General features: G+C 59.3%; 23 protein-coding genes. 16 read left to right on the top strand and 7 right to left on the bottom strand.

The annotated features are described in order from the left end of the window. The first annotated feature begins 3 nt into the window (after nt 1–3). The 4 genes from nagZ to ACFO3S_RS17625 all read left to right on the top strand — a co-directional run bounded on the left by nagZ (nt 4) and on the right by ACFO3S_RS17625 (nt 4455). Nucleotides 4–1599 (top strand): beta-N-acetylhexosaminidase, encoded by a 1596-nt coding sequence (gene nagZ, locus ACFO3S_RS17610; RefSeq protein ID WP_378098837.1) that lies wholly within the window; start codon nt 4–6, stop codon nt 1597–1599. Between the two features lie 108 nt (nt 1600–1707). Further along, a complete protein-coding gene (locus ACFO3S_RS17615; protein WP_378098839.1) occupies nt 1708–2979 on the top strand; it encodes a CapA family protein in 1272 nt (423 codons plus the stop codon). A 64-nt stretch (nt 2980–3043) separates the two neighbouring features. Next, nucleotides 3044–3805 (top strand): glycerophosphodiester phosphodiesterase, encoded by a 762-nt coding sequence (locus ACFO3S_RS17620; RefSeq protein ID WP_378098840.1) that lies wholly within the window; start codon nt 3044–3046, stop codon nt 3803–3805. After that, a complete protein-coding gene (locus tag ACFO3S_RS17625) occupies nt 3802–4455 on the top strand; it encodes a fumarylacetoacetate hydrolase family protein (RefSeq protein ID WP_378098841.1) in 654 nt (217 codons plus the stop codon). The genes ACFO3S_RS17620 and ACFO3S_RS17625 overlap by 4 nt, the downstream gene beginning before the upstream one ends. 53 nt (nt 4456–4508) lie before the next feature. Here ACFO3S_RS17625 and ACFO3S_RS17630 read toward each other — a convergent pair whose 3' ends face one another. The 3 genes from ACFO3S_RS17630 to ACFO3S_RS17640 all read right to left on the bottom strand — a co-directional run bounded on the left by ACFO3S_RS17630 (nt 4509) and on the right by ACFO3S_RS17640 (nt 7062). Beyond that, the gene (locus ACFO3S_RS17630) at nt 4509–5663 is read right to left on the bottom strand and encodes an HD domain-containing phosphohydrolase (protein WP_378098843.1); all 1155 of its coding nucleotides are present in this window, start codon (nt 5661–5663) and stop codon (nt 4509–4511) included. Nucleotides 5664–5779: 116 nt separating this feature from the next. Next, complete coding sequence (locus ACFO3S_RS17635) at nt 5780–6343, bottom strand: TetR-like C-terminal domain-containing protein (RefSeq protein WP_378098845.1); 564 nt, start codon at nt 6341–6343, stop codon at nt 5780–5782. Beyond that, entirely contained in the window at nt 6340–7062 is a 723-nt protein-coding gene (locus ACFO3S_RS17640; protein WP_378098847.1) for an MBL fold metallo-hydrolase, read from the bottom strand. The genes ACFO3S_RS17635 and ACFO3S_RS17640 overlap by 4 nt, the downstream gene beginning before the upstream one ends. Nucleotides 7063–7304: 242 nt before the next feature. On the opposite strand from ACFO3S_RS17640, the gene ACFO3S_RS17645 reads away from it, so the two are divergent. The 4 genes from ACFO3S_RS17645 to ACFO3S_RS17660 all read left to right on the top strand — a co-directional run bounded on the left by ACFO3S_RS17645 (nt 7305) and on the right by ACFO3S_RS17660 (nt 11126). Then, nucleotides 7305–8696 (top strand): extracellular solute-binding protein, encoded by a 1392-nt coding sequence (locus tag ACFO3S_RS17645; protein WP_378098849.1) that lies wholly within the window; start codon nt 7305–7307, stop codon nt 8694–8696. 77 nt (nt 8697–8773) lie between these two features. Continuing rightward, nucleotides 8774–9655, top strand: coding sequence for a carbohydrate ABC transporter permease (locus ACFO3S_RS17650; RefSeq protein ID WP_378098851.1), 882 nt, complete (start codon nt 8774–8776; stop codon nt 9653–9655). Next, nucleotides 9655–10485, top strand: a complete 831-nt coding sequence (locus ACFO3S_RS17655) for a carbohydrate ABC transporter permease (protein ID WP_378098853.1) — start codon at nt 9655–9657, stop codon at nt 10483–10485. Before ACFO3S_RS17650 ends, ACFO3S_RS17655 begins: the two co-directional genes overlap by 1 nt. Nucleotides 10486–10616: 131 nt before the next feature. Beyond that, nucleotides 10617–11126 (top strand): DNA-deoxyinosine glycosylase, encoded by a 510-nt coding sequence (locus ACFO3S_RS17660; RefSeq protein ID WP_378098855.1) that lies wholly within the window; start codon nt 10617–10619, stop codon nt 11124–11126. Between the two features lie 165 nt (nt 11127–11291). Here the strand turns inward: ACFO3S_RS17660 and pepF are convergent, their stop codons facing one another. The 3 genes from pepF to ACFO3S_RS17675 all read right to left on the bottom strand — a co-directional run bounded on the left by pepF (nt 11292) and on the right by ACFO3S_RS17675 (nt 13696). After that, the gene (pepF, locus tag ACFO3S_RS17665) at nt 11292–13082 is read right to left on the bottom strand and encodes an oligoendopeptidase F (protein WP_378098903.1); all 1791 of its coding nucleotides are present in this window, start codon (nt 13080–13082) and stop codon (nt 11292–11294) included. Between the two features lie 156 nt (nt 13083–13238). Beyond that, on the bottom strand, nt 13239–13418 hold the full coding sequence (locus ACFO3S_RS17670; protein WP_378098857.1) for a hypothetical protein: 180 nt from the start codon (nt 13416–13418) through the stop codon (nt 13239–13241). 44 nt (nt 13419–13462) lie between these two features. Then, nucleotides 13463–13696 (bottom strand): hypothetical protein, encoded by a 234-nt coding sequence (locus tag ACFO3S_RS17675; RefSeq protein WP_378098859.1) that lies wholly within the window; start codon nt 13694–13696, stop codon nt 13463–13465. A 199-nt stretch (nt 13697–13895) separates the two neighbouring features. Between ACFO3S_RS17675 and ACFO3S_RS17680 the strand changes: the two genes are divergently transcribed. From ACFO3S_RS17680 to ACFO3S_RS17690, 3 genes are all read left to right on the top strand, one after another. Next, a complete protein-coding gene (locus tag ACFO3S_RS17680; protein WP_378098861.1) occupies nt 13896–14639 on the top strand; it encodes a class I SAM-dependent methyltransferase in 744 nt (247 codons plus the stop codon). Nucleotides 14640–14760: 121 nt separating this feature from the next. After that, nucleotides 14761–14958 (top strand): cold shock domain-containing protein, encoded by a 198-nt coding sequence (locus ACFO3S_RS17685; protein WP_378098862.1) that lies wholly within the window; start codon nt 14761–14763, stop codon nt 14956–14958. A gap of 215 nt (nt 14959–15173) precedes the next feature. Beyond that, nucleotides 15174–15917 carry a YebC/PmpR family DNA-binding transcriptional regulator gene (locus tag ACFO3S_RS17690; protein ID WP_378098864.1) on the top strand — a complete coding sequence of 248 codons (744 nt, stop codon included), beginning with the start codon at nt 15174–15176 and terminating at the stop codon, nt 15915–15917. A gap of 232 nt (nt 15918–16149) precedes the next feature. Here ACFO3S_RS17690 and mnmA read toward each other — a convergent pair whose 3' ends face one another. After that, nucleotides 16150–17307, bottom strand: coding sequence for a tRNA 2-thiouridine(34) synthase MnmA (gene mnmA, locus ACFO3S_RS17695; RefSeq protein WP_378098866.1), 1158 nt, complete (start codon nt 17305–17307; stop codon nt 16150–16152). A 340-nt stretch (nt 17308–17647) separates the two neighbouring features. Between mnmA and cymR the strand changes: the two genes are divergently transcribed. From cymR to ACFO3S_RS17720, 5 genes are all read left to right on the top strand, one after another. After that, nucleotides 17648–18067 (top strand): cysteine metabolism transcriptional regulator CymR, encoded by a 420-nt coding sequence (gene cymR, locus ACFO3S_RS17700; RefSeq protein WP_378098868.1) that lies wholly within the window; start codon nt 17648–17650, stop codon nt 18065–18067. Between the two features lie 17 nt (nt 18068–18084). Then, nucleotides 18085–19230 (top strand): cysteine desulfurase family protein, encoded by a 1146-nt coding sequence (locus tag ACFO3S_RS17705; RefSeq protein ID WP_378098870.1) that lies wholly within the window; start codon nt 18085–18087, stop codon nt 19228–19230. A gap of 32 nt (nt 19231–19262) precedes the next feature. Then, nucleotides 19263–19805, top strand: coding sequence for a PRC-barrel domain-containing protein (locus ACFO3S_RS17710; protein ID WP_378098872.1), 543 nt, complete (start codon nt 19263–19265; stop codon nt 19803–19805). Nucleotides 19806–19811: 6 nt separating this feature from the next. Beyond that, the gene (locus ACFO3S_RS17715) at nt 19812–20018 is read left to right on the top strand and encodes a hypothetical protein (protein ID WP_378098874.1); all 207 of its coding nucleotides are present in this window, start codon (nt 19812–19814) and stop codon (nt 20016–20018) included. 121 nt (nt 20019–20139) lie between these two features. Continuing rightward, nucleotides 20140–21210, top strand: a complete 1071-nt coding sequence (locus tag ACFO3S_RS17720; RefSeq protein WP_378098876.1) for an AI-2E family transporter — start codon at nt 20140–20142, stop codon at nt 21208–21210. Nucleotides 21211–21424 lie beyond the last annotated feature (214 nt).

The raw sequence follows: 21424 nt of genomic DNA on the forward strand, positions 1-21424 counted from the left end.
GAGATGGCGACAACGAAGAGCTTCGGGGAGCTGACCCTGAAGCAGAAGATCGGCCAGCTGTTTATGTGCGGATTCGAGGGGACGGAGCCGTCGGAGGAGATCGAGCGTCTGATTCGGGCGTACGGCGTCGGCGGCATCCTCTATTTCCGCCGGAACCTGAAGGAGGCGCAGCAGGTTCGGCGGCTGTCGGACCGGCTGCAGCGGGCTTCCGAGCATCCGCTCTTCATCGCGATCGATCAGGAGGGCGGCATGGTCGTCCGTCTGGAGGAGGGCGTGACGGTCATGCCCGGCGGCATGGCCCAGGGCGCGGCGGCCAGCGAGGCGCTGACCCGCGAAGCGGCCAAGCTGTCCGGCGCGGAGCTGCGGGAGATCGGCATCAATATGAATTTCGCGCCTTGTCTCGACGTGAACAACAATCCGCTTAATCCGGTCATCGGCGTCCGTTCCTACGGGGAGGATCCGAAGCGGGTGGCGTCTCTCGGCGCTGCGGCCATTCAAGGGTATAGGGAGGGCGGCGTCGTGGCGGTGGCGAAACATTTCCCGGGACATGGAGACACGGCGGTCGATTCGCATCACGCGCTGCCTCTCGTGCCGCACGACGCCGATCGTCTGAGCGAGGTGGAGCTGTATCCGTTCCGCCATGCGATCGAGTGCCGTGCGGACGCGTTGATGACGGCCCACGTCGTGTTCCCGGCCTTCGAAGCCGACCCGGCGATTCCGGCGACGCTCTCGGAGCGGATTTTGACCGGATTGCTGCGCAAGCGGCTCGGCTTCGAGGGCGTCATCGTCACGGACTGTCTGGAGATGAACGCCATCTCCGAGACGATCGGCGTGGCGCGAGGAGCGGTCGAGGCGATCAAGGCGGGGGCGGATCTCGTTCTCGTCAGCCACAGGCTGACGAGGCAGACGGCGGCGCTCGAAGCGGTGATGGAAGCGGTCATGACGGGGGAAATCCCCGAGAGCCGGATCGACGAGGCGGCAGGCCGGATCTGGCGCTTAAAGCAGGCCCGGGGCTTGTTCGGCAGCGAGCTTCCGGCGGCGGACCGGACGAGAGCCGAAGCGGTGCGGAAGGAGCTGAGCGAAGCGGCGGTCACCGTCGTCAAGGGCGGGAGGCATTTGCCGCTTGCCAAGACGGGCAGAACGCTTGTCGTCTGGACGGAGCCTCGGGCCAGAACGGAGGTGATCGAGGTCGTTCCGCAGGAATGGACGCTGGGCAAGGCGCTCCTCGCTGCCGGATACGATGCGGAGGAAATCCGTATCGGAACCGATCCGACGGAGGCGGAGGCGGCTGCGGTCCGAAGCTCGGCGCGCGGCGCGAGCCGCATCGTGTTCGTGTCGTACGACGCGGCTTTCTGGAAGGGGCAATCCGAACTGATCCGCGAGCTGGGCTCGCTCGGAGCGGAGCCGTTCGTCTGGATCGCGGCTCGAACGCCCTACGATCTGCTGGAGATGCCCGAAGCGCCGGTCTACTTGTGCACCTACGAGAACAAGCCGGCGATGATGACGGCGCTGGCCCGCGTGCTGTCCGGCGAGCTGGCCGCGAAAGCCCGGCAGCCGGTGACGATCGGAGCGCACCCGAGAGCGTCCGGTCAAGCTTGACGAATAGAGGTCCGAACGACGATTTTTTCCCGATTTGGGTCGGGAGGAAATCGTTTTTTTATGAGGCTTGTTGTATAATTACGGGCAAGGGAAGGAGGACGGTTAAAGTTGACAACTTATTCGCGAGCGAGAACGCACCTGGAGAAGAAAGCGAGGCGCCGGGGGAAAACCCGGATGCTGCTCGTCGTCAACGGGTTTCTGCTCGTCTGCATCGCCGTCGTCGTGTTCCTCGTCTGGAAGGGCAGCGAGGGCGGATTCCGGAACGCAGGGCCGGCTGGCACGGCCCAGGCTCCGTCCGGGCCGTCCGGACCGCCCGGAGCGGACGATCTGCCTGCGTCGTCGCCATCGGCCGGCGCCCCGGAGGGCGACGGACAAGCGTCGCCGTCTGCGGAGCCCTCGTCGCCGCCTGCCGGCTCCGGGGAGGAAGAGGGGGAAGGCGGCACGGTGTCGCTGGCGCTGGTCGGCGATATTTTGCCGGCGGCGAGAGTGCTCGAGCTGATGAAGAAGAACGGCTACGATTATCCGTTTCGCGAGTCGAAGGCGCTGCTGGAGGCTGCCGACATCGCCGCCGGGAATCTGGAAGCCCCGATCACGGAACGGGGGATTCCCGCAGAGGACAAGCAGTACGTGTTCCGGGGAACCGTCGAATCGCTGCAAGCGGTGAAGGACGCGGGCTTTGACTTTGTATCGCTGGCCAACAACCATACGCTGGATTATGGGTGGGAAGGGCTAAGCGACACGATGGACGCCCTCGACGACCTTGGGATCAAGCATGCCGGCTCGGGCAACGACGACAAGGAAGCGTTCGAGCCGTCCTACATCGAAGCGAACGGACTTACGGTCGCGTTCGTCAGCGTGACGCGGGTCGTTCCGGTGGTGGAGTGGAAGGCGGACAGGAATCATCCGGGAGTGGCGGAAGCCTATTCGCCCGAGCGGGCGGTCGCCGCGATCGAGAAAGCGAAAAGCAACGCCGACGTTGTCGTTGTAATGGCCCATTGGGGGAAGGAGAGGGAGGAGAAGCCGGTCGACCATCAAATCGATCTGGCCCACCGCTTCGTCGATGCCGGCGCGGATCTGGTCGTCGGCAGCCATCCCCATGTGCTGCAGGGCTTCGAGAGCTATAAGGGGAAGTGGATCGCATACAGCCTCGGCAACTTCGTGTTTTCGACGACCAGCGTCCGTTCGTCCGAGACCGGCATCCTTCATGCCGAATGCCGCGCGGACGGATCTTGCGAATTGTCGTTTAGGCCGATGTTCGCGACGTATTCGCAGCCTGCGCCGATGGCGGAAGCCGACGGCAAGGCGCTGCTGGCCAGACTGTCGTCCTTGTCGATCGGGGCGTCGGTAGAGGAGGACGGGTCGATTGTGGCGCGGCGTTAAGAGCTATGTAAAAGGAATGCGCAATTTGCCTTTCAGATATCACTTGATTGGAAGAAGGGTCGAGATGGACAAACAAACGAAAGCCTCGCTTCATCCTTGTGTGGCGCATCGCGGATTCTCCGGCAAAGCTCCCGAGAATACGATGGCCGCCTTTAAGCTCGCGCTGAGCTATCCGTACGTACAGTGGATAGAGCTGGACGTGCAGCTTTCCCGCGACGGCGTCCCGGTCGTCTTTCACGACAGCACGCTGGACCGCACCACCAACGGCAAGGGAAGAGTCGCCGACTACAGCGCCGAAGAGCTGGCGCGCCTCGACGCCGGCGGCTGGATGGACGCCGCCTACTCGTCGGAAGGCGTTCCCGCGCTGGATCAGGTGCTCGAGCTGGCGGACGGCAGATGCAGGCTGAACATCGAGCTGAAAGCCGGCCAATCCGATTTCGATCGTCTGGCGTTGCGGGCGGTGGAGGTGATTCGCTCCCGGGGGAAGGAAGAGGAGCATATGGTGACGTCGTTCGAGCCGGACATTCTGCGCGCCGTCCGCAAGTACTCCCCTACGCTGAGAACAGGCCTTATTATTAACGATCATCCCGACGATTTGTTCGACAGGCTCAGAGAGCTTGACTGCTCCTGCTTGTCGATCGGCTTCCGGCATCTGACCGGGAAGCTGCTGGAGCAAGCGGCGCGAGCCTCCATCGACGTCATGGCATGGACGGTCAACTCCGTCTCCGATCTGAGGAGGCTCGGAAGCCGTCCGGAAGCTTTTATGCTGTGCACGAATTATCCGGATCTTTGGCTGGCGGCGCTGGAAGGAGCAGGCGAGCCATGAACGAACGAACGGCAAGCCGGCCTGCGGCTTGGCGCAACATCTACTGCGTCGGTCGCAACTATCGGCTTCACGCCGCCGAGCTCGGCAACGAGGTTCCGACGAAGCCGATGATCTTCACGAAGCCGACCCACGCTGTTGCCGGCATCGAGGGAGGCGAGCTTCGTCTTCCCGGCGCGCAGGGCAGCGTGCATTACGAAGCGGAGCTCGTGTTTGCGGTCGGAGAGCCTTACGAAGCCGGAATGCGCTTCGACGAGCTGGTCTCGGCGTTCACCGTCGGACTCGATCTGACGCTGCGCGACGTGCAGGACCGTCTGAAGGAGAAGGGACATCCGTGGCTCGCAGCCAAAGGCTTTCGCCGCTCCGCCGTCCTCGGGCGCTGGCTGGCGTATCCCGGCCTCGAGGAGATCGCGAGGCACGACTTCGGTCTCCGCCTGAACGATCGCGAAGTCCAGCGGGGCAACGTCCGCGACATGGTGTTCGATCTGCAGACGCTCGCCGATTTTGTCGCCCGCCATTACGGACTGGGGCCCGGCGATCTGCTGTTTACCGGGACGCCGGCGGGAGTCGGCGCGCTAAGCGAGGGAGATCGTCTGGACGTCAGGTGGAACGAAGAGAGCCTCGGCACGGCCGTGGTCCGATTCGACGTTTAGCAACGAACAGAGGAGCCAGGGCGGCTGCGGCCGCCGCTGGCTCCTCTGCTTCGTTATTCGGTGCCGGAGGCGGAGGGAAACCATGCGGCCTCCTCGCTGTCGTCCGCGAATCGTTCGCGAATGGCCAGCAGCTGCGGCAGACGGGAGAAGAACGCGTCGACGACTCGGGGATCGAAATGCCGTCCCCTCTCTTCCCGGAAGAAGGTCTCGATCCGTTCGATCGGCCAGGCCTTCTTGTACACTCGCTCCGCGCTTAAAGCGTCGAAGACGTCGGCTACGGCCGTGATGCGACCGAAGATGTGAATGTCCTCGCCCTTGCGTCCGGCGGGATATCCGCTTCCGTCCCACTTCTCATGATGCTGCTCGGCGACGATGGAGGCGGCACGCAGCAGCTCGCGCTTGGAGCCGCTGAGCAGCCGGAAGCCGATTTCGGTATGCGACTTGACCGTCTCGTATTCCTCGGGCGTCAGCTTGCCTGGCTTGTTCAGGATGGCGTCCGGGATGGCGACCTTGCCGATATCGTGCATGGGGGAGGCGGTCCGAAGCAGCTCGGCTTCCGCGGGACTTAAGCCCAGCTCCACCGCCAGAACGTAGGAGTATTCGGCCACTCTCTTGACGTGATTGGCGGTTTCCTTGGAACGGATCTCGCCGACCTCGCCCATTTTGGCGATTATCTCGCGCTGCGTGTCGATAATTTCCTGATGCAGCATAACGGATTCGAGCGATTTGCCCGCATAGGAGGCCGCCAAGGAAAGAAGCTCCAGATCGCGAGGCGTGAAGTGGCCGACCTCGGTCATCTTGTTGATGGCTTGATAGGCTCCGATCATGTTTCCGTCGTTGTTGCGGAACGGAACCGTAATAATGGATTTGGTGCGATATCCGGTCTTTCTGTCGTTCTCCGCGTTATGTCTCGGGTCCTGATAGGCGTCTTCGATAATGATCGGTTCCCCGGATATGATCGAGGTGCCCACCAGTCCGGTGCCGTAAGGGATGCGGATTTCGTCGACGCCGTGGGCCACTGTCGTGTACAGCTGGTTTTTCTCCTCGTCGATCAGCCATACCGTGCAGCGGTCCGATAAAATCAATTCGCGTCCCATATTGGCCATATGGACGAGAACGGCGTTCAATTGTCGCTCGTTGGCGATTTTAGCCGTGTAGTCGAAGATAATCCCGAGAAGATCTTCGGAACTTAATTCTTGTTTGTACATGCCAATGTCACTCCTTAACCGCTCCCTTCCATGTGTATTCGTGATCCTTTTGTCGAATCCTGCTGAGCTCGATAAAATGAAAAAGCTCTGCCGGAATTTTCCGCGCAGAGCCGATATCAGTTAAAATTGGCGTACAATCCATCGATATAATAAGAAATCGATTTGGCCAGGCTTTCCATCAAATCCTCCTTCATCTGGAAGCCGCCGGCCGCTTCCAGAGAGGCAAAGCCGTGAACCATGCTCCGCAGCCCGCGAACGGCGTGAACCGCTTCCTCGGGAGCGACCCCTAGCGGCTGCATCAGACGAACGAACAGCTTGAGAACGTCGTCGGAAGCTTGCTCGAACGCTTCCGGTTTCGGAGAAGCGACCCGGTTGACCGCTTCGTAGAGGCCCGGATGCTGCCGTACATACTGCACATAGCTGCGGCCGACTTCGACGAGCGCCTCTTTGCCGGAACGGCCGATCGCGGCGTCGTGAAGACGGTCTCTCAGCAGCGTGATCGCATAGGCGGCCAGCCTCTGGCGCAAGTCCGCCAGCCCCTCTACGTGATTATAGAGCGAAGGCGTTCTAATGCCGAGGGCGCCCGCCACGTTGGCCAGCGTCAGCTGGTCCCATCCGTCCCGGTCGGCGATGTCGGCTGCGGCGGCGATGACGGTCTCGGGCTTGACCCCGAATCTCATCCGGCATTCCTCCTTCCTGCGGCCGCCTGGGCGGCATCAATCGCCTGCGCGATGGCGGACTCCGGCCGATTGAGGGCAGGGCCGTGGCCGACGGCGAGCACGTTCGGACGAAGCTCGAGCAGCTTCCGCGCGGTGTCGACGGCCGTTGGAGGATGCCAGGTGGCCAGCGCGGGGAAAGGAAACGTCCACTTTAGATGGCCCGCCACGGCCAGTCCGCCCTTCGTATGGAAAGCGTCGCCCGCGATCAGCACCCGGGTTTCGCTCTCGAGGAAGCAGCAATGTCCGGGCGTATGTCCCGGCGAGGCGATCGCCCGCAGCGAGCCGATCTGCTCGCCGTCCTCGAACAGGAAGTCGGGCTCGAACGGCGGGCTCTTCGGAATGCCGCCTTTAGGCGGGCTTTGCGCTTCGTGGGGCAGCAGGCTGCGATCTCCGCGCAAGAGCGCGGCATCCCTGCGGGAAATTCCGATTCGGGCATCGGGATATTTCGTCTTCAGGTAAGAGACCGCGCCGATGTGATCCTCATGGGCATGCGTAAGCAAGATCCGCGCAAGCGGCTTGCCGGTCGTCCGAATCGCGGCTTCGATCCCTTTGCCGACGAAGGGCATGCCGGCGTCGATCAGCGTCATTCCGTCTTCCTCTTCGACCAGAAAACAGTTAAGCGGAAACAGACGAGGCAGAAAGCTGAGCTGGGTGACGCGACCCCATGCGGTGACGTTCATCGCTAATCCCTCCATTTGCTAATTGTATTATCATAATAACTAATCACATTAGTTTTTGCAAGGGGGAGATTTATGCGATTACGCCACAGGGGGAGAATCGTCGAAAGAGGGGGAAAAACCGCTCCAATCCGCAAGATAATCTTATCCCTTCGTTAGCCGTTTAACTCCCTTACAGCGGCTAGAAATGAACTTACAATAAAGGTGCAAGCCTTAATCAAATTCCTTTTTGGGAGGGTCCTAAGTTGAAGAAGAAATGGGTTACCGTCATGGCCTCCGTTCTTATGCTGTCCTCGGTGCTGAGCGCATGCGGCGGCGGAAACAAGAGCAGCGAAGCGTCGCCGTCCGCGTCGCCTTCGTCCAGCCCGAGCGCCAGCCCGAGCGAAACGGCCGCCTCTCCGGCGCCCGTCGAAAGATTCGACATCTCTCTGCGCCACATTCAGATCGGCGAGCTGCAGAAGTTCCGCAAGGCGATTCTTGACGAAGTGGTGCAGAAAGCCGAGGCCGAGGTGCCGGGCGCGAACTTCGAGATGGATGCCGTCGAGGACAGCTTTAACCGCTGGACGAAGCTTCCGGCGGAAATGGCGGCAGGCAATCCTCCGAAAATCTTCGACCTGTTCGGCGGACCGGGAGACGGACAGAAATACGCTCGCGCCAACAAGCTGCTCGATCTGACGCCGATTCTCGACGAGCTTGGCATCAAGGATCAGTTCACGGACTACTCCACCTTCGTCGTTGACGGCAAAGTATACGGCCTTCCGATCGGAGCCGGCTCCGAGGGCTGGTTCTACAACAAGGAAATTTTGGACGCCAACGGCATCTCGGTGCCGAAGACGCTCGAAGAGCTCGAAGCGGCCTTCGAGACGCTTAAGGGCAAAGGCATTACGCCGATCGCGATGGGCTCGCAAGCGGCGTGGGTTCCGTTTATGCTGCTTAACACGCTCATACCGAGATACGCCGGCGAAGACATTCAGGCGGGCGTAGCCAACGGCACTCGCAAGATGACGGAGCCCGAAGTCGTCGCCGCCTTCGCCAAATATAAAGAGTGGGTCGACAAGGGCTACTTCACGAAGGGCGAGCTCGGCATCGATTATACGGGGCAGACGAACGAGTTCATCGCCGGCAAGGCGGGCTTCCTGTTCGACGGAACCTGGAGAATCTCCACGTTTAACGCGGACGGCGTAGGCGGCGCGCTGAACGGCAAAGTCGGCTACTTCGCGATGCCGGCCGTGCCGGGCGGCAAAGGCGACCAAACGGCGGTCAACTATAACCAGAACAACGGCTACGGCTTCTCGGCCGACGTGAACGACAACGAAAAAGCGGCCATCAAAGCGTTCATCAAGCATCTGTATACGGAAGAGTATCAGGTTCGCGGCTTCCAGGAGGATGGCGTTCTGCCGTCCATGAAGGTCGATTCCTCCAAGCTGACTTCCGACAATCCGATCATGCAGCAGGTGCTGGCTACGAACGCAGCCGCAGGCAAAGTGTTCCCGCACTTCGATTCGCTTGTGCCGGGTACGGTGAACGGAGAGTTCGAAAAGCAAATCCAGAACCTGATCGCGGGCAAAGCGACGCCGGAAAAAGCGGCGGAAGAAATTCAGAAGGCGATGGACGCGGAGCTGGCGACATTGAACTAGTCCGGAACGGCGTGGAAGACGGGCGTCGTCCGCAATGGACGGACGGCGCCCTCTGATGTCACGGGGTGGGGGGAAACATGAACAAAACGTTGAGAAATCCGTACGTATACCTGCTCTTCGTCCTGCCGACGCTCTGCTTGTACGGTTTGTTTTTCGTCTATCCGGTCTTTCAGTCGGTGTTCTACGGACTGACGAATTGGGACGGTTTGACGCCGGCCAGGTACACCGGGTTCGCTAACTTCGAGAAGGCTTTTGGCGATGAGGATTTCTGGGTTTCCGTCAAAAACAACATGTATTTCATTTTGTTTTCAATTTTCGTGCAGGTACCGTTAATTATCGTGTTTTCGCTGCTGATCAGCGGAGTGAAGCGTCTGCAGGGCTTCTACAAAACGACGGTGTTCATGCCGTCCATCTTATCGACCTCGATCATCGGGATTCTGTGGGGGTTCATGTATCACCCGAGCATCGGTTTGTTCAACAGCTTCCTGGACTGGTTCGGCATCGAGCCGATCTACTGGCTGTCCGATACGAGATGGGCGATGCTGTCCATTCTCATCACCAACGCCTGGCAATGGATGGGCTTCTACATCGTGCTGGTGCTTGCCGCCATCCTGGCCATTCCGAAGGAAATCAACGAAGCGGCGGAGATCGACGGAGCCACCGGGTTCCAGAGAGCCTACCGGATTACGACGCCGCTCATTATGCCTGTGATATCGGTCGTTGTCATGCTTTCCATCGCCGGAGCGATGCGCGTCGTCGACATCGTGCTCGTCATGACGAACGGCGGTCCGGCCGGGGCGACGGAAGTGATGGCGTCCTATATGGTCAACAAAGCGATCAAATACGGTCAATACGGCTACGGTACGGCCCTTTCGATTATGATCTTCGCGATCGCGCTGCTGCTAACGGCGATCTATCAAATCTTGTTTGCCAGAAGGCAGGAAAGGATCGAGTACTGATGCCCAAAGCCGTAATAAAAGCCCTGCCTCATCTGGTGCTGCTCGCGTACGTATTCGTTATTTTGTTTCCGTTCGTATTCGTCGTCTTCTCCTCGCTGAAGGAGACGAACGACCAGATTGTGAACGCTCCGTTCGGCTTTCCGGTCCAACTGGCCGTCGACAACTACGCGGATGCCTGGAGCCAGGCGAAAATCAGCAAATATTTTTTCAACAGCGCCTACCTGTCCGTCACCGCGGCCGTAGCGGCGATTCTGCTCGCGGCGGCGACGGCTTACGCGCTCTCCCGAATGAGGCTGACGAGAACGAGCAAAGCGATCTACCAGTTTATTTTGCTCGGCATGCTGATTCCCGGCAACGTTCTGTTCATAGCCCAGTATATTCTCATTCAGAAGATGGGCTTGCTGGATACGCACTGGGCGCTGTTTCTGCCTTACACGGCCGGCGCGCTGCCGTTCAGCGTCCTGCTGATCGTCGCCTTCATGAAGGCGATCCCGTCGGAGATGGAGGAGGCGGCGATCGTGGACGGACTGGGCGTCATTCGGTCGTTCTTCCAGATTATTCTGCCGCTGACGATGCCGGCGCTCGTCACCGTCTTCATCATCAACCTGCTGGGCAACTGGAACGAATACTTGCTGGCCAACTTTTTCATCAGCAAAGACGCGCTAAAGACGCTGCCCACGGGAATGGTCGGCTTTCGCGACGCCTTCCAGACGAATTATCCGCTCGTCTTCACCGGGGTCGTCATCAGCGTGGCGCCGATCTTGGCGATTTACGCGTTTCTGCAGCGGACGATTATCGAGGGCTTGACGGCCGGGAGCGTGAAGGGCTGATTTGGCGAGAGAACGACAGCGAATCGGCGGCTGACTGCGGCGCAATTCTCCGAAGGGGAATTTGCGCTTTTTGGCGTGAACGGCTTATGATGGGGGGAGAATAGCGGCTATAGAAAGGAGGGAGGGGGGCGTTGATCGTTCATTCGTTCCCGCCGATCATCGACGCCGGCTGCAGAATGCTGATTCTCGGCAGCATGCCTGGAGCGGCCTCCTTGAAGGCGCACCGGTACTACTGGAATCCCCGCAACTACATGTGGCGGATTTTGTACGCCTTGTTCGGCGACGGGAGAGAGCCGGACGACGAGTACGAGAGCCGGATTGCGTTCGCGCTCCGCAGCGGCGTCGCCCTGTGGGATACGATCGCAAGCTGCGAGAGAGAGGGAAGTCTGGACAGCGAGATTCGCCAGGCGATACCGAACGACATTCCCGGGCTGCTGGCCGAATATCCCCGCGTGCGGGCCGTCGTCTGCAACGGAACGAAGTCGTTCTCGGAGCTGATCAAGCATTACGGCGAGCATCCCGAGGTTCGCAAGCGCGAGCTGCTGCGCATGCCCTCCACCAGTCCAATTCCGACGCGGGACTACCGGGGGCTGGAAGACCGGCTGGAAGCCTGGAAGCGTCTGTTGGACATTCAGGCCTGACCGGCTCGCGGCGTCTGAGGCCCGGCGGCGGTAACGCGTTAAGACGCGGACTTCGGAGCGTGAGCGTTATCGCGACGGAATGCTTCGAATGACGGGAAAAACGCCGGCGGCAAGCGGGGAAGCCCGCTCGCTGCCGGCGTTTTTTCGTTTTGGGTGTGCGCCGCTTCAGGAGGTCAGCTGCTCCATCTGGCGGATCAAGCTCTCGAAGACGCTCATCGCCTGGCGAATCGGCTCCGGCGAGGACATGTCGACGCCGGCTTGCTTCAGAATGTGGATCGAATAGTCTTTGCCCCCGCTTCTGAGGAAGCCGAGATAACGGTCGACGGCGGGCTGGCCTTCGTCGAGAATCTGCTTCGCGAAGCTGGTCGCGGCGGAGAAGCCCGTAGCGTACTTATAGACGTAGAAGCTGGTGTAGAAGTGGGGGATACGGGCCCACTCCATCTCGATGTCCTTGTCGACGACCATGCCCTCGCCGTAATACTGCACATTCAGATCGTAGTAGATCGAGCAAAGCTCCTGAGGCGTCAGAGCCTCGCCCTTCTCCGCTTTTTCGTGAATGATTTTTTCAAACTCGGCGAACATCGTCTGACGGAACACCGTCGTGCGGAACTGATCGGCGTAGTAGGTTAGAAGGTACATTTTCTCCTTCGGATCGGTCGACTTGCCCAGCAAGTAGTCCATCAGCAGCGCTTCGTTCAGCGTGGAGGCGACCTCCGCCAGGAAGATCGTGTACTGCGCGTCGCGATATTCGTTGCTCTCGTCGGAGAAGTACGAATGCAGGGCGTGGCCCATTTCGTGCGTCAGCGTGAACATGCTGTTCAGGTTGTCGTTATGGTTGAGCAGGACGTACGGATGGGTGCCGTAGGCGCCCCAGCTGTACGCGCCGCTGCGCTTGCCCTGATTCTCGTAGATATCGATCCAGCCTCCGTCGAAGCCTTCCTGAAGCACCTTGCGGTAGTGGTCTCCCAGCGGAGCGAGGCTGTCGTACACCGTCTTCTTCGCCTCGTCGTATGGAATGTTCAGGTCGAACTCTTCGACGAGCGGCGCGAACAGGTCGTACATATGTAATTCGTCCAGCTTGAGCAGCTTCTTGCGCAAGTTCATGTAACGGTGCATGAGCGGCAGAAACTCGTGAATGGTCGATATCAGATTGTCGTAGACCGACTTCGGAATGTTGTCGCCGAACAGCGACATTTCCAGAGCGGATGGATATCGTCTCGCTTTGGCGTAGAACAGGTTTTTCGTCACGTTGGCGTTCAAGGTGGCGGCCAGCGTATTCCGCCATTTGCCGTACGTGTCGTACATCGCCTTGAAGGCGTCCCGTCTGACGTCGCGATTTTTGCTTTCCAGAAACTGAATGTACCGGCCGTGGGTCAGCTCGACCTCTTCGCCCTGCTCGTTCTTCACCTTCGGGAACTTCAGATCCGCGTTGTTCAGCATGCCGAAGATCGTGCCCGGCGCCTGCGAGACGTTGCCGACCTGGGCCAGCAGCGCCTCCTCGCTTTTGGAGAGCGTATGCGGCTTCTGGCGGAGCATCTCCTCAAGCGTGCGCTTGTATTTGGCCAGGGAAGGCTCCGCGATCCATTCCTTCAACTGCTGCTCGGACAGGCTGAGAATTTCGGGGGTGATGAACGAGGTCGCCTCGCCGACTTCCACGCCCAGCTTCTTGGATTTGTCGGACAGCCCTTGATATTTCGGCTCCGCCATATCCTCGTGATGGCGCATATTCGCGTATACGTAGAGCCGTTCGGTCAGCAGAGAAATCTCGTCCTCGAGCTTGAAGCAGCGGGCGAGGGCGTCTGCGTCCCGCAGCTTGCCCTGGTAGCCGGCGATTTCTCCGATCCGCTGCTTGACCAGATTGTACTCGGCATCCCAAGCTTCCTGGTTCGGATACAGATCCTCCAGCTTCCAGCGGTGTTCCTGCGGCACTTCGGATCTGACGGCGACTTGTTTCATAGACATATTCAACCTCCTGAATGATGGATCGTAATCGGCCGATACGGCAGTGCACAGCAAGGACAGTGCCGCAGCCGCAGCGGTCAGCGGCAGAGCGAGCTTCTTCATGGCGGGCCTCCGGTCAAAGAGATAGGTTGCCGGAGTAGTATGCCCGAACTAAGCGCCCATCATAAAGAAGTGATAGACGATAAGGAAGAAGGCGAACAGAACGAGAAAAATCGATAGAATGGCCATCGGCCGCCGCATCCGCTCCGGAATCCGATCCCGGGTCAGAATAAGGACGACCGCCAGGCAGAACGAAGAAATAATGAAAATCAGATTGGCTTCGGTAGGCATGAAGAGGGGCTCCTTTGGCTATCGTCACTTCGAGAAGTGCGGGTTTAGATGCTTTTCAGCTTCTCCAGCGCAGTGCGGAGTCCTTCCTCCCCGTCGGGAAAATCTTCGGGCAGAAACCGTTTCTCGGCCCAATTCATCATCTCGGGGCGGCTGAGAAATTTGTGGCAGGTTTCGCCCCATTGCTCGGAGATCTCCCGGACGACGAGCGTTTTGCCTTGAACTTCTACAGTCAGCATATTGTAGTTGTCGTGTTTGTAGACGGTATGTTTGGCGAACATGGGGGACACTCCTGATCGGCGGCATCGAATGCCGTTTTATTCATCATAGAAGAGTTCCACGGAGAAATCAACGACGCCCGGAGAAAGGCGCTTGACAGACGGGACTTCCTGTGGAAATCTAATCTTGACTCCGCCGGGCGGCGGAGAAGCGATAGACGAGCCGAGACGAGTCAGATGAGATGAGAGGAGATCAGACGAGATGGAAAATGAAAAAGCGGCGCCCGGGGCGTATCCGCAGACGGGAGTCGCCTCGACTTGCCGTTCGTTCGACGAGTATGGCGCGATGTTTAAGCTGGAGCCCTCGGACTGGACGGGGCCCGTGCTCGACGTGGCCGGAGGAGCCGCCTCCTTCACGGCCAGCCTGCACGCGAAAGGCGTGCAGGCCGTGGCCGCCGATCCCTGGTACGGCGGGGATGCGGACGAGATCGCGGCAAGCGGCTTCGCCGAGCTTAAGACGGCGTCGGACAAGGTCGCCCGGATGGCCGATCAGTTCGATTGGAGCTATTACGGCTCGCCGGAGGGACAGCGGGCGCTAAGGGAACGCTCCCTGGCGCTGTTCGCCGAAGATTTCCGCAAGGCGGACGCGGGAACCCGTTATGTCGCGGCCGCGCTTCCCGATCTGCCGTTTGCCGACGATACGTTCGGCCTGGTGCTGTGCAGCCACTTTCTCTTTTTATACGCCGACCAATTTGACGAGGATTTCCACCTGGCCGCCTTGAGGGAGCTCATTCGCGTGACTCGCCCCGGCGGACAGGTGCGGATCTATCCGCTCGTCACGCTGAAGTGGGAGAGATGCTTCTTCGTCGAGAAGCTGGTCGACGAGCTTCGAGACGTCGCCGAGCATGCGTATATCCCTTCGGGCTTGCCCTTTATTCCGGTTCGCAGCCCTCTGCTGCAATTGCTCAAAAAGACGGGCCGAGCCGGCGGGAAAGCCCGGGATTGACGGCAAATTCGGCTTCATTTGTCGAGCGGAATATTGGGCTGAATATCTTGCAAAAAAGGGTAATTTCGGGTATAATCATCGTATTCGCCGATCGACGGCGAGATTTTAGGAGGTTTTTCATTTGAGAGGAATAGTGAAATGGTTTAACGCTGAAAAGGGATACGGATTCATTTCCGTCGAGGACGGCAACGACGTGTTCGTCCACTTCTCGGCAATCCAAGGCGAAGGCTTCAAAACTTTGGAAGAAGGTCAAGAAGTCGAATTCGAAATTACGCAAGGAAATCGCGGTCCTCAAGCTTCCAACGTGGTTAAACTGTAAGTCGCGCTCGCGCGGACTTGCTTCTCATATCACGAACAGCAGCGAAACCCCTGGTCATGCACCAGGGGTTTCGCTTTACGTTCCTTGCCCGCTCCGTCCCGGAGCGGGCTTGAGCGGGGCCGCCGGCCTCCTCCCCTTTGACCGTTCGGCGGCCGAAGTGGTACACTAATTTGAGATTTTTATCGATACTTTATGTTGTCCGGGGGTACAAGGAGATGCCAAAATTCAAGCTGTTCGCCGACCGCAAAGGGAAAGCGGACCAAGCCAAAAACAACCGCTTCGTGAAGCTGGCGCGCGAGATCTACGTGCAAGCGCGCAAGGGCGGCCCGAACCCGGAGTCCAATTATGGGCTCAGGAGCGCGATCGCGAGCGCGCGGGCAATCCAGATGCCGGCAGAAAATATTGAAAGAGCGATCAAGAAGGCAATCGGTGCGGCGGACAGCGTCGATTACGAGGAAATTATGTACGAAGGCTACGGTCCCGGCGGCGTCGCCATCATGGTGAAATGCTTAACCGACAACCGCAACCGCACCGCTTCCGACGTCCGGGCGATCTTCGGCAAGCGGGGAGGAAACCTCGGCGAATCGGGATGCGTATCGTACATGTTCGATCACAAGGGGCTGCTCGTCATCGGGCGCGACGAGCAGTCGCCCGACGAGGACAGCTTTATGATGGAAGCGTTGGAGGCGGGAGCGGAGGACGTCGTCGTCAGCGAAGAGAGCTTCGAGGTGCTGACGGCTCCCGAGGACTACGAGACAGTGAAAAACAAGCTGGAGGAAGCAGGGTATTCATTGGAGACGGCGAGCTTGCGATGGCTGCCCCAAAATACGGTCGCCGCGGAAGGCGAGAATGCGGAGAAGCTGCTGAAGATGATGGACGCGTTCGAAGATAACGACGATGTGCAGGACGTCTATCACAACTTCGAGATCAGCGACGACGAGATCCGTCGGCTGAGCTGAGGCCCGGCCCGGACGAGCGGGACTGCCGATCGGCAGCCAATGAACAATGGCGGCGTGGAGAAAACGATCTCCGCGCCGCCATTGCCCGTTCCGGGCCGGCTTTCTCGGGATTACAGAAAGAATAAAAATCGCTATCCTGATCTGAATCCCCTCCGACAAAAACGCGATTCTGCGTCTAGAGGGCGCCGAACGCGTTTTTGCTTGAGCTAGTTGCGGCCTTATGGGGAGCCGCTTATGTCGCCGCTGCGGGCTCCAGCCTGTGAACCTGGTCGATCGTTCCCCCGCCGAGGCAGGCTTCTCCGTCGTAAAACACGACCGCTTGTCCCGGCGTGATCGCCTTCTGCGGCGCGTCGAAATCGACCCGGTACGCGCGATCGCCCAGCGGGGTCAGCGTGACGCCTTGATCGGGCTGCCGGTAGCGGAACTTGGCGGTGCAGCGAAGCGGGGTCGGCGGCTCCTCCGGGCGAATCCAATTGACGCCGGTTGCGGTCAAGCCTGTGGAATACAGGCTGGGATGGGCGTCCCCCTGAACGACGTACAGCGTGTTCGTCTCCAAATCCTTGCTCGCGACGAACCAGGGCTCGCCGGTGCCGGAGCCGCCTATGCCGAGCCCTTGCCGCTGACCGAGCGTGTAGTACATCAGCCCGTCGTGCCGGCCCTTCGTCTCCCCGGTGACGAGATCGACCATATGGCCGGGCTTGGCGGGCAAATACTGGCTCAGAAATTCCTTGAAGTTGCGCTCGCCGATGAAGCAGACGCCGGTGCTGTCCTTCTTCTTGGCCGTGGCCAGCCCGGCCTCCTCGGCGATTCTGCGGACGTCCGGCTTCTGCAGGTGCCCGATCGGGAACATGGCGCGGGAAAGCTGAGCCTGGTTCAACGCGTGAAGGAAATAGGTCTGGTCTTTGTTCGCGTCGATTCCCCGCAGCAGCTCGTGCTTGCCGTCCCGCAGCTCGAGGCGCGCATAGTGCCCGGTCGCGATCGCGTCGGCGCCGAGCTCGAGCGCCTTCTGCAAAAACTCGCCGAATTTGATCTCGCGATTGCACATGACGTCCGGGTTGGGCGTACGGCCGGCGCGATACTCCGCCAGAAAATATTCGAATACCTTATCGTAATATTCCTTCTCGAAATTAACGGTATAGGAAGGGATCCCGATCTGGCTGCACACCCGGCGCACGTCTTCGGCGTCTTCCTCCGCCGTGCAGACGCCGAATTCGTCGGTATCGTCCCAGTTTTTCATGAAGACTCCGACCACGTCGAAGCCTTGCTTTTTGAGCAGCAGCGCAGTTACCGAGGAATCGACGCCGCCGGACATGCCGACGACGACGCGTACCCGGGACGGGTCCGGAAACCGGGCCGCGTGCGACGCCGTTATCGCTTCAAGATTGTTCATCCGCTTCTCACTCCTTGCCGCTTGCTTAGCAGACTGTACGAGCCGAACCCGGGAGCCGGAAGTCCGTTCCCGCCGATTGGCGCCGCCCGACATGACGTCGGCGTGTCGCGGTTCACCCCGTATCGATCTATTTTAGCACAAAGATCGCCTTTTCTCACAAGCGAAGCGGCGTTTCGTGAATATCTCGCGTTTTTTTTGCCCAAAAAGAGAGTAGTTATGATAACATATATTTATTATGGGGATACCCTCTATTCCGATTATTTCCTGCGCCCGTCCGGCGCGAATCGGAGCTTCCCACCCTTTAAACCTAATGCTGACGGCATGAAAGCAGGTGTTCGAATTGAAAATTTCGACCAAGGGCCGCTACGGCTTGACCATCATGATGGAGCTTGCGGCCAAATTCGGCGAAGGGCCGATTTCGTTAAAAAGCATCGCCGAGAAAAACAATCTATCCGAGCATTATCTGGAACAGCTGATCGCCCCGCTTCGCAACGCGGGAATGGTCAAAAGCGTTCGCGGCGCATACGGTGGCTACATTCTCTCGAAGGCTCCCGAGACAATCTCCTCCGGCGACGTGATCCGCATTCTCGAGGGACCGATCAGCCCGGTCGATTTCACCGAGGAAGACGATCCGGCCAAGCGCGATCTGTGGCTGAGAATTCGCGACAGCATCGCCGAGGTGCTCGATTCGACGACGCTCCAGGATCTGATCTCGTTCAAGGGCGAGAATAAGCTCGACAACTACATGTTCTACATCTAAAAGAGAAGGTGCAAGGCTTGAATTCGATTTATTTCGATCATGCGGCTACGACTCCGATGCACCCTGCGGCGATCGAAGCCTACGTCGAGGCGGCGTCTGCGGGACCGAGCAATCCTTCCAGCCTTCACGCGTCCGGTCGTGCCGCGAGGGAGCGCGTCTCCGTCGCAAGGGACCGACTGGCGGAGATGCTCGGCTGTTCGCCCGCGGAGATCGTCTTCACCGGCAGCGGAACCGAGAGCGACAACGCCGCGCTGTTCGGAGCCGCCCGCGCTCAGCGGAGCCGGGGGCGCAGCGCCGTCGTTACGACGGCGGTCGAGCATCATGCGGTGCTGAACGCCTGCCGACAGCTCGAGCAGGAAGGCTTCGAGCTGACGATTCTTCCGGTGGACGAATACGGCCGAGTTCGCCTCGAAGATGCCCGGGCGGCGATCGGAGAGCGGACTGCGATCGTCAGCGCGATGGCGGCCAACAACGAGACGGGCACGCTGCAGCCGATCGCCGAGATCGGCGAATGGGCCCGCCGACACGGGGCGCTGATGCATGTCGACGCGGTTCAGGCGTTCGGCTATTTGCCGATTGACCTTCGCGAGCTGCCGATCGACCTGCTCAGCGTCTCCGCTCATAAGGTCAACGGACCTCAAGGCGTAGGCCTGCTCTACGTGCGCAAGGGCACCCCGTGGCAGCCGATGCTGCGCGGAGGCTCTCAAGAGCGTAGCCGCAGAGCCGGAACGGAGAACGTGGCCGGCATCGCCGCTTTCGCTGCGGCGGCCGACATCGCGGTGCGGCAGCGGCAGGACCGCTGGGATCACGCAGAGCGCGTAAGGGCCGAGGCGCTGCGCCAATTGTCGGCGCAGCTCGGAGCGGAGCGGTTCGCCGTGAACGGACATCCGGACGATCGGCTTCCCCACATTCTGAACGTCAGCTTTCCCGGCATTTCCTCCGAAAGCATGCTGATGAGCCTGGATCTCGCGGGTCTGGCCGCTTCGGGCGGTTCCGCGTGCAATTCGGGCTCATTGAAACCTTCCCATGTGCTAGAGGCCATGCGTCTTCCTTCCGACAAAATCGCTTCCGCGGTTCGATTCAGCTTCGGTTTGGGCAATACTATGGAACAAGCCGAAAAAATGGCGAAAATTATTGCAACTATTTCAGCGCGGTATGCGTAATAAATAACAAGACGCTGAAGTCAGGAGCCCGCATGTTTCAAGTGGAGCGCATTCTCGATTTGCCGGTTCTTCTCGAGAGCGGCAAGAGCGTCGGGAAAGTCAAGGATTTGTGGTTTGACGAGTTTTGGCGGCTGACCGGCATTGTGTTGGACAGGTATTCGCAAACCGGTTTATTCCGCAAATTGTCCAAGATTGTCTACTGGAAGGATATCGTTCATCTAGGCGAAGACGCCTTGTTGATTCGCAACGGTGCGGCTGTCGCGTCGATTCGCGGCCAGGAGCTGCTGCGGACATTCCATACCGGGGTCGTCCGGTTGAAGGATATGCCAGTCTATACGGTTGATGGACAATACTTAGGCAAAGTGTCGGATGTTTATTTTAGACCATCCGAGGGTACACCAATAATAGGATACGAGTTGACGGACGGTTTTCTCGCGGACGTGCTGGAAGGAAGGCGGAAGCTGTTTCTGCCCGACGCTCCGGACAAGATGACATTGGGCGACGATGCCATCCTCGTTCCGGCGTCTTACGAGCGGATACTGACGAGAGAGCCCTACGCGGAAAGTGACAGGTGAAGACGGATGATGAGATGTCCGAATTGCGGTTCCAAAGATATCGGTAAAATCGGTTCCCATCAATTTTATTGCTGGAGCTGCTTTATCGAGCTGACGGTGAACGGAGAGAAGATGTCGGTCTACCAAGTGGAGGAGGACGGCACGCTGAGCTCGCTCGACGACCTGTTCTTCGACGAGCCGATTCCGGCCCATATTCACGCGAACGGCATGTAAGCGAGAGCGCTCCGCCCCGGTTGGGGCGGAGCGCTTTTTTTATTTCCGCGGCTGGTTTACGCGCAAGGACAAGTACATATACTGAAAAGGAATGTGCGGCCGCGGAAAGGGGATGGGAGAGATGGAGACGTTCGCGAAGAGCCGCTTGTTTCGCGCGCTCGTGTACACGATCCTCCTGCTTGTCGTCTTGTTCCTGATCGTGCTTGTTCGTCCGATGCTGATGTCCGTCTACGGCTTTCTCAAGGCGGTGCTGGCTCCATTTCTCGTCGCGATGATCATCTCCTACACGTTAAATCCGATCGTCAATATGCTGCACGACCGCAAAGTGCCGCGGACGGCCGCCGTGCTGCTCATCTATGCCGTTTTCCTCTCGGCGTCGGTAGTCATTCTGATGAACGTTATTCCGATGTTCATGAAGCAGGCGGAGGAATTAAACGAGCATATGCCCGAGCTGACGATGAGGGCGCAGGGGCTGGTCGATCATTTCAACAACAACAACGTGCTGCCGGAGGCGGTCAGAGACGGGATCAATCGGTCGATCGGCACGCTGGAAAAACGGATCGAGCAGTGGATCGCGAATTTCCTCAACAATATCGATTCCGTCGTCAACGTGCTGTTTATCGTCATGATCGTGCCGTTTCTCGCGTTTTATATGATGAAGGATCTCGACGTATTCGAGCGCGCGGCTTTGCAGTATGTGCCCAGGGCCAGGCGCAAGCATGCCGTTCGGCTGCTGAAGGATATCGACGCCGCATTGGGCAGCTACATTCGCGGGCAGCTGATCGTGTCTTTTTGCGTCGGAGCGCTCGCCTACGTCGGCTATTTGATGATCGGCATGCCATATCCGCTGCTGATGGCCGGATTCGTCTCGCTGTTCGACATTATCCCCTACCTCGGTCCGTTCTTCGGAGCGCTGCCGGCGCTCATTATGGCGACGACGATCTCCTGGAAAATGGTGCTGATGGTCGTCATCGTCAACCTGATCTGCCAGAACCTCGAGAGCAACGTCATCAGCCCGCAGGTCGTCGGCAAAACGATGAGAATGCATCCTCTGACCATCATTCTCGTTCTGCTTGTCGGCGGGGAATTGGCGGGCATCGTGGGGATGATTCTGGCCGTGCCGTTCTATGCCGCGATGAAAGTGGTCGTGCAGCACGTGTCGGCTTACTACATCCATCGAAAAACCGTTTGACAGCGCCGAACGGCGTTGTCTATAATTTTATGAGGCATAACCCCATATGACGTAATGCGTTGACGAAGCATAAGTACTTCGCAGTCCGCATCGCCAGAGAGAGGATTCCTTGCCCGGACGTCGGATATCGCCGACGGCAGACCGGCATGGCTGGAAGAATCTTCGTTGCGAAGGGCGCGGGAAGCTCGCTTCGGAGCGCGGATGCAAATCCGCC

Source organism: Cohnella hongkongensis, from assembly GCF_042654645.1.
GTDB lineage: Bacteria > Bacillota > Bacilli > Paenibacillales > Paenibacillaceae > Cohnella > Cohnella hongkongensis.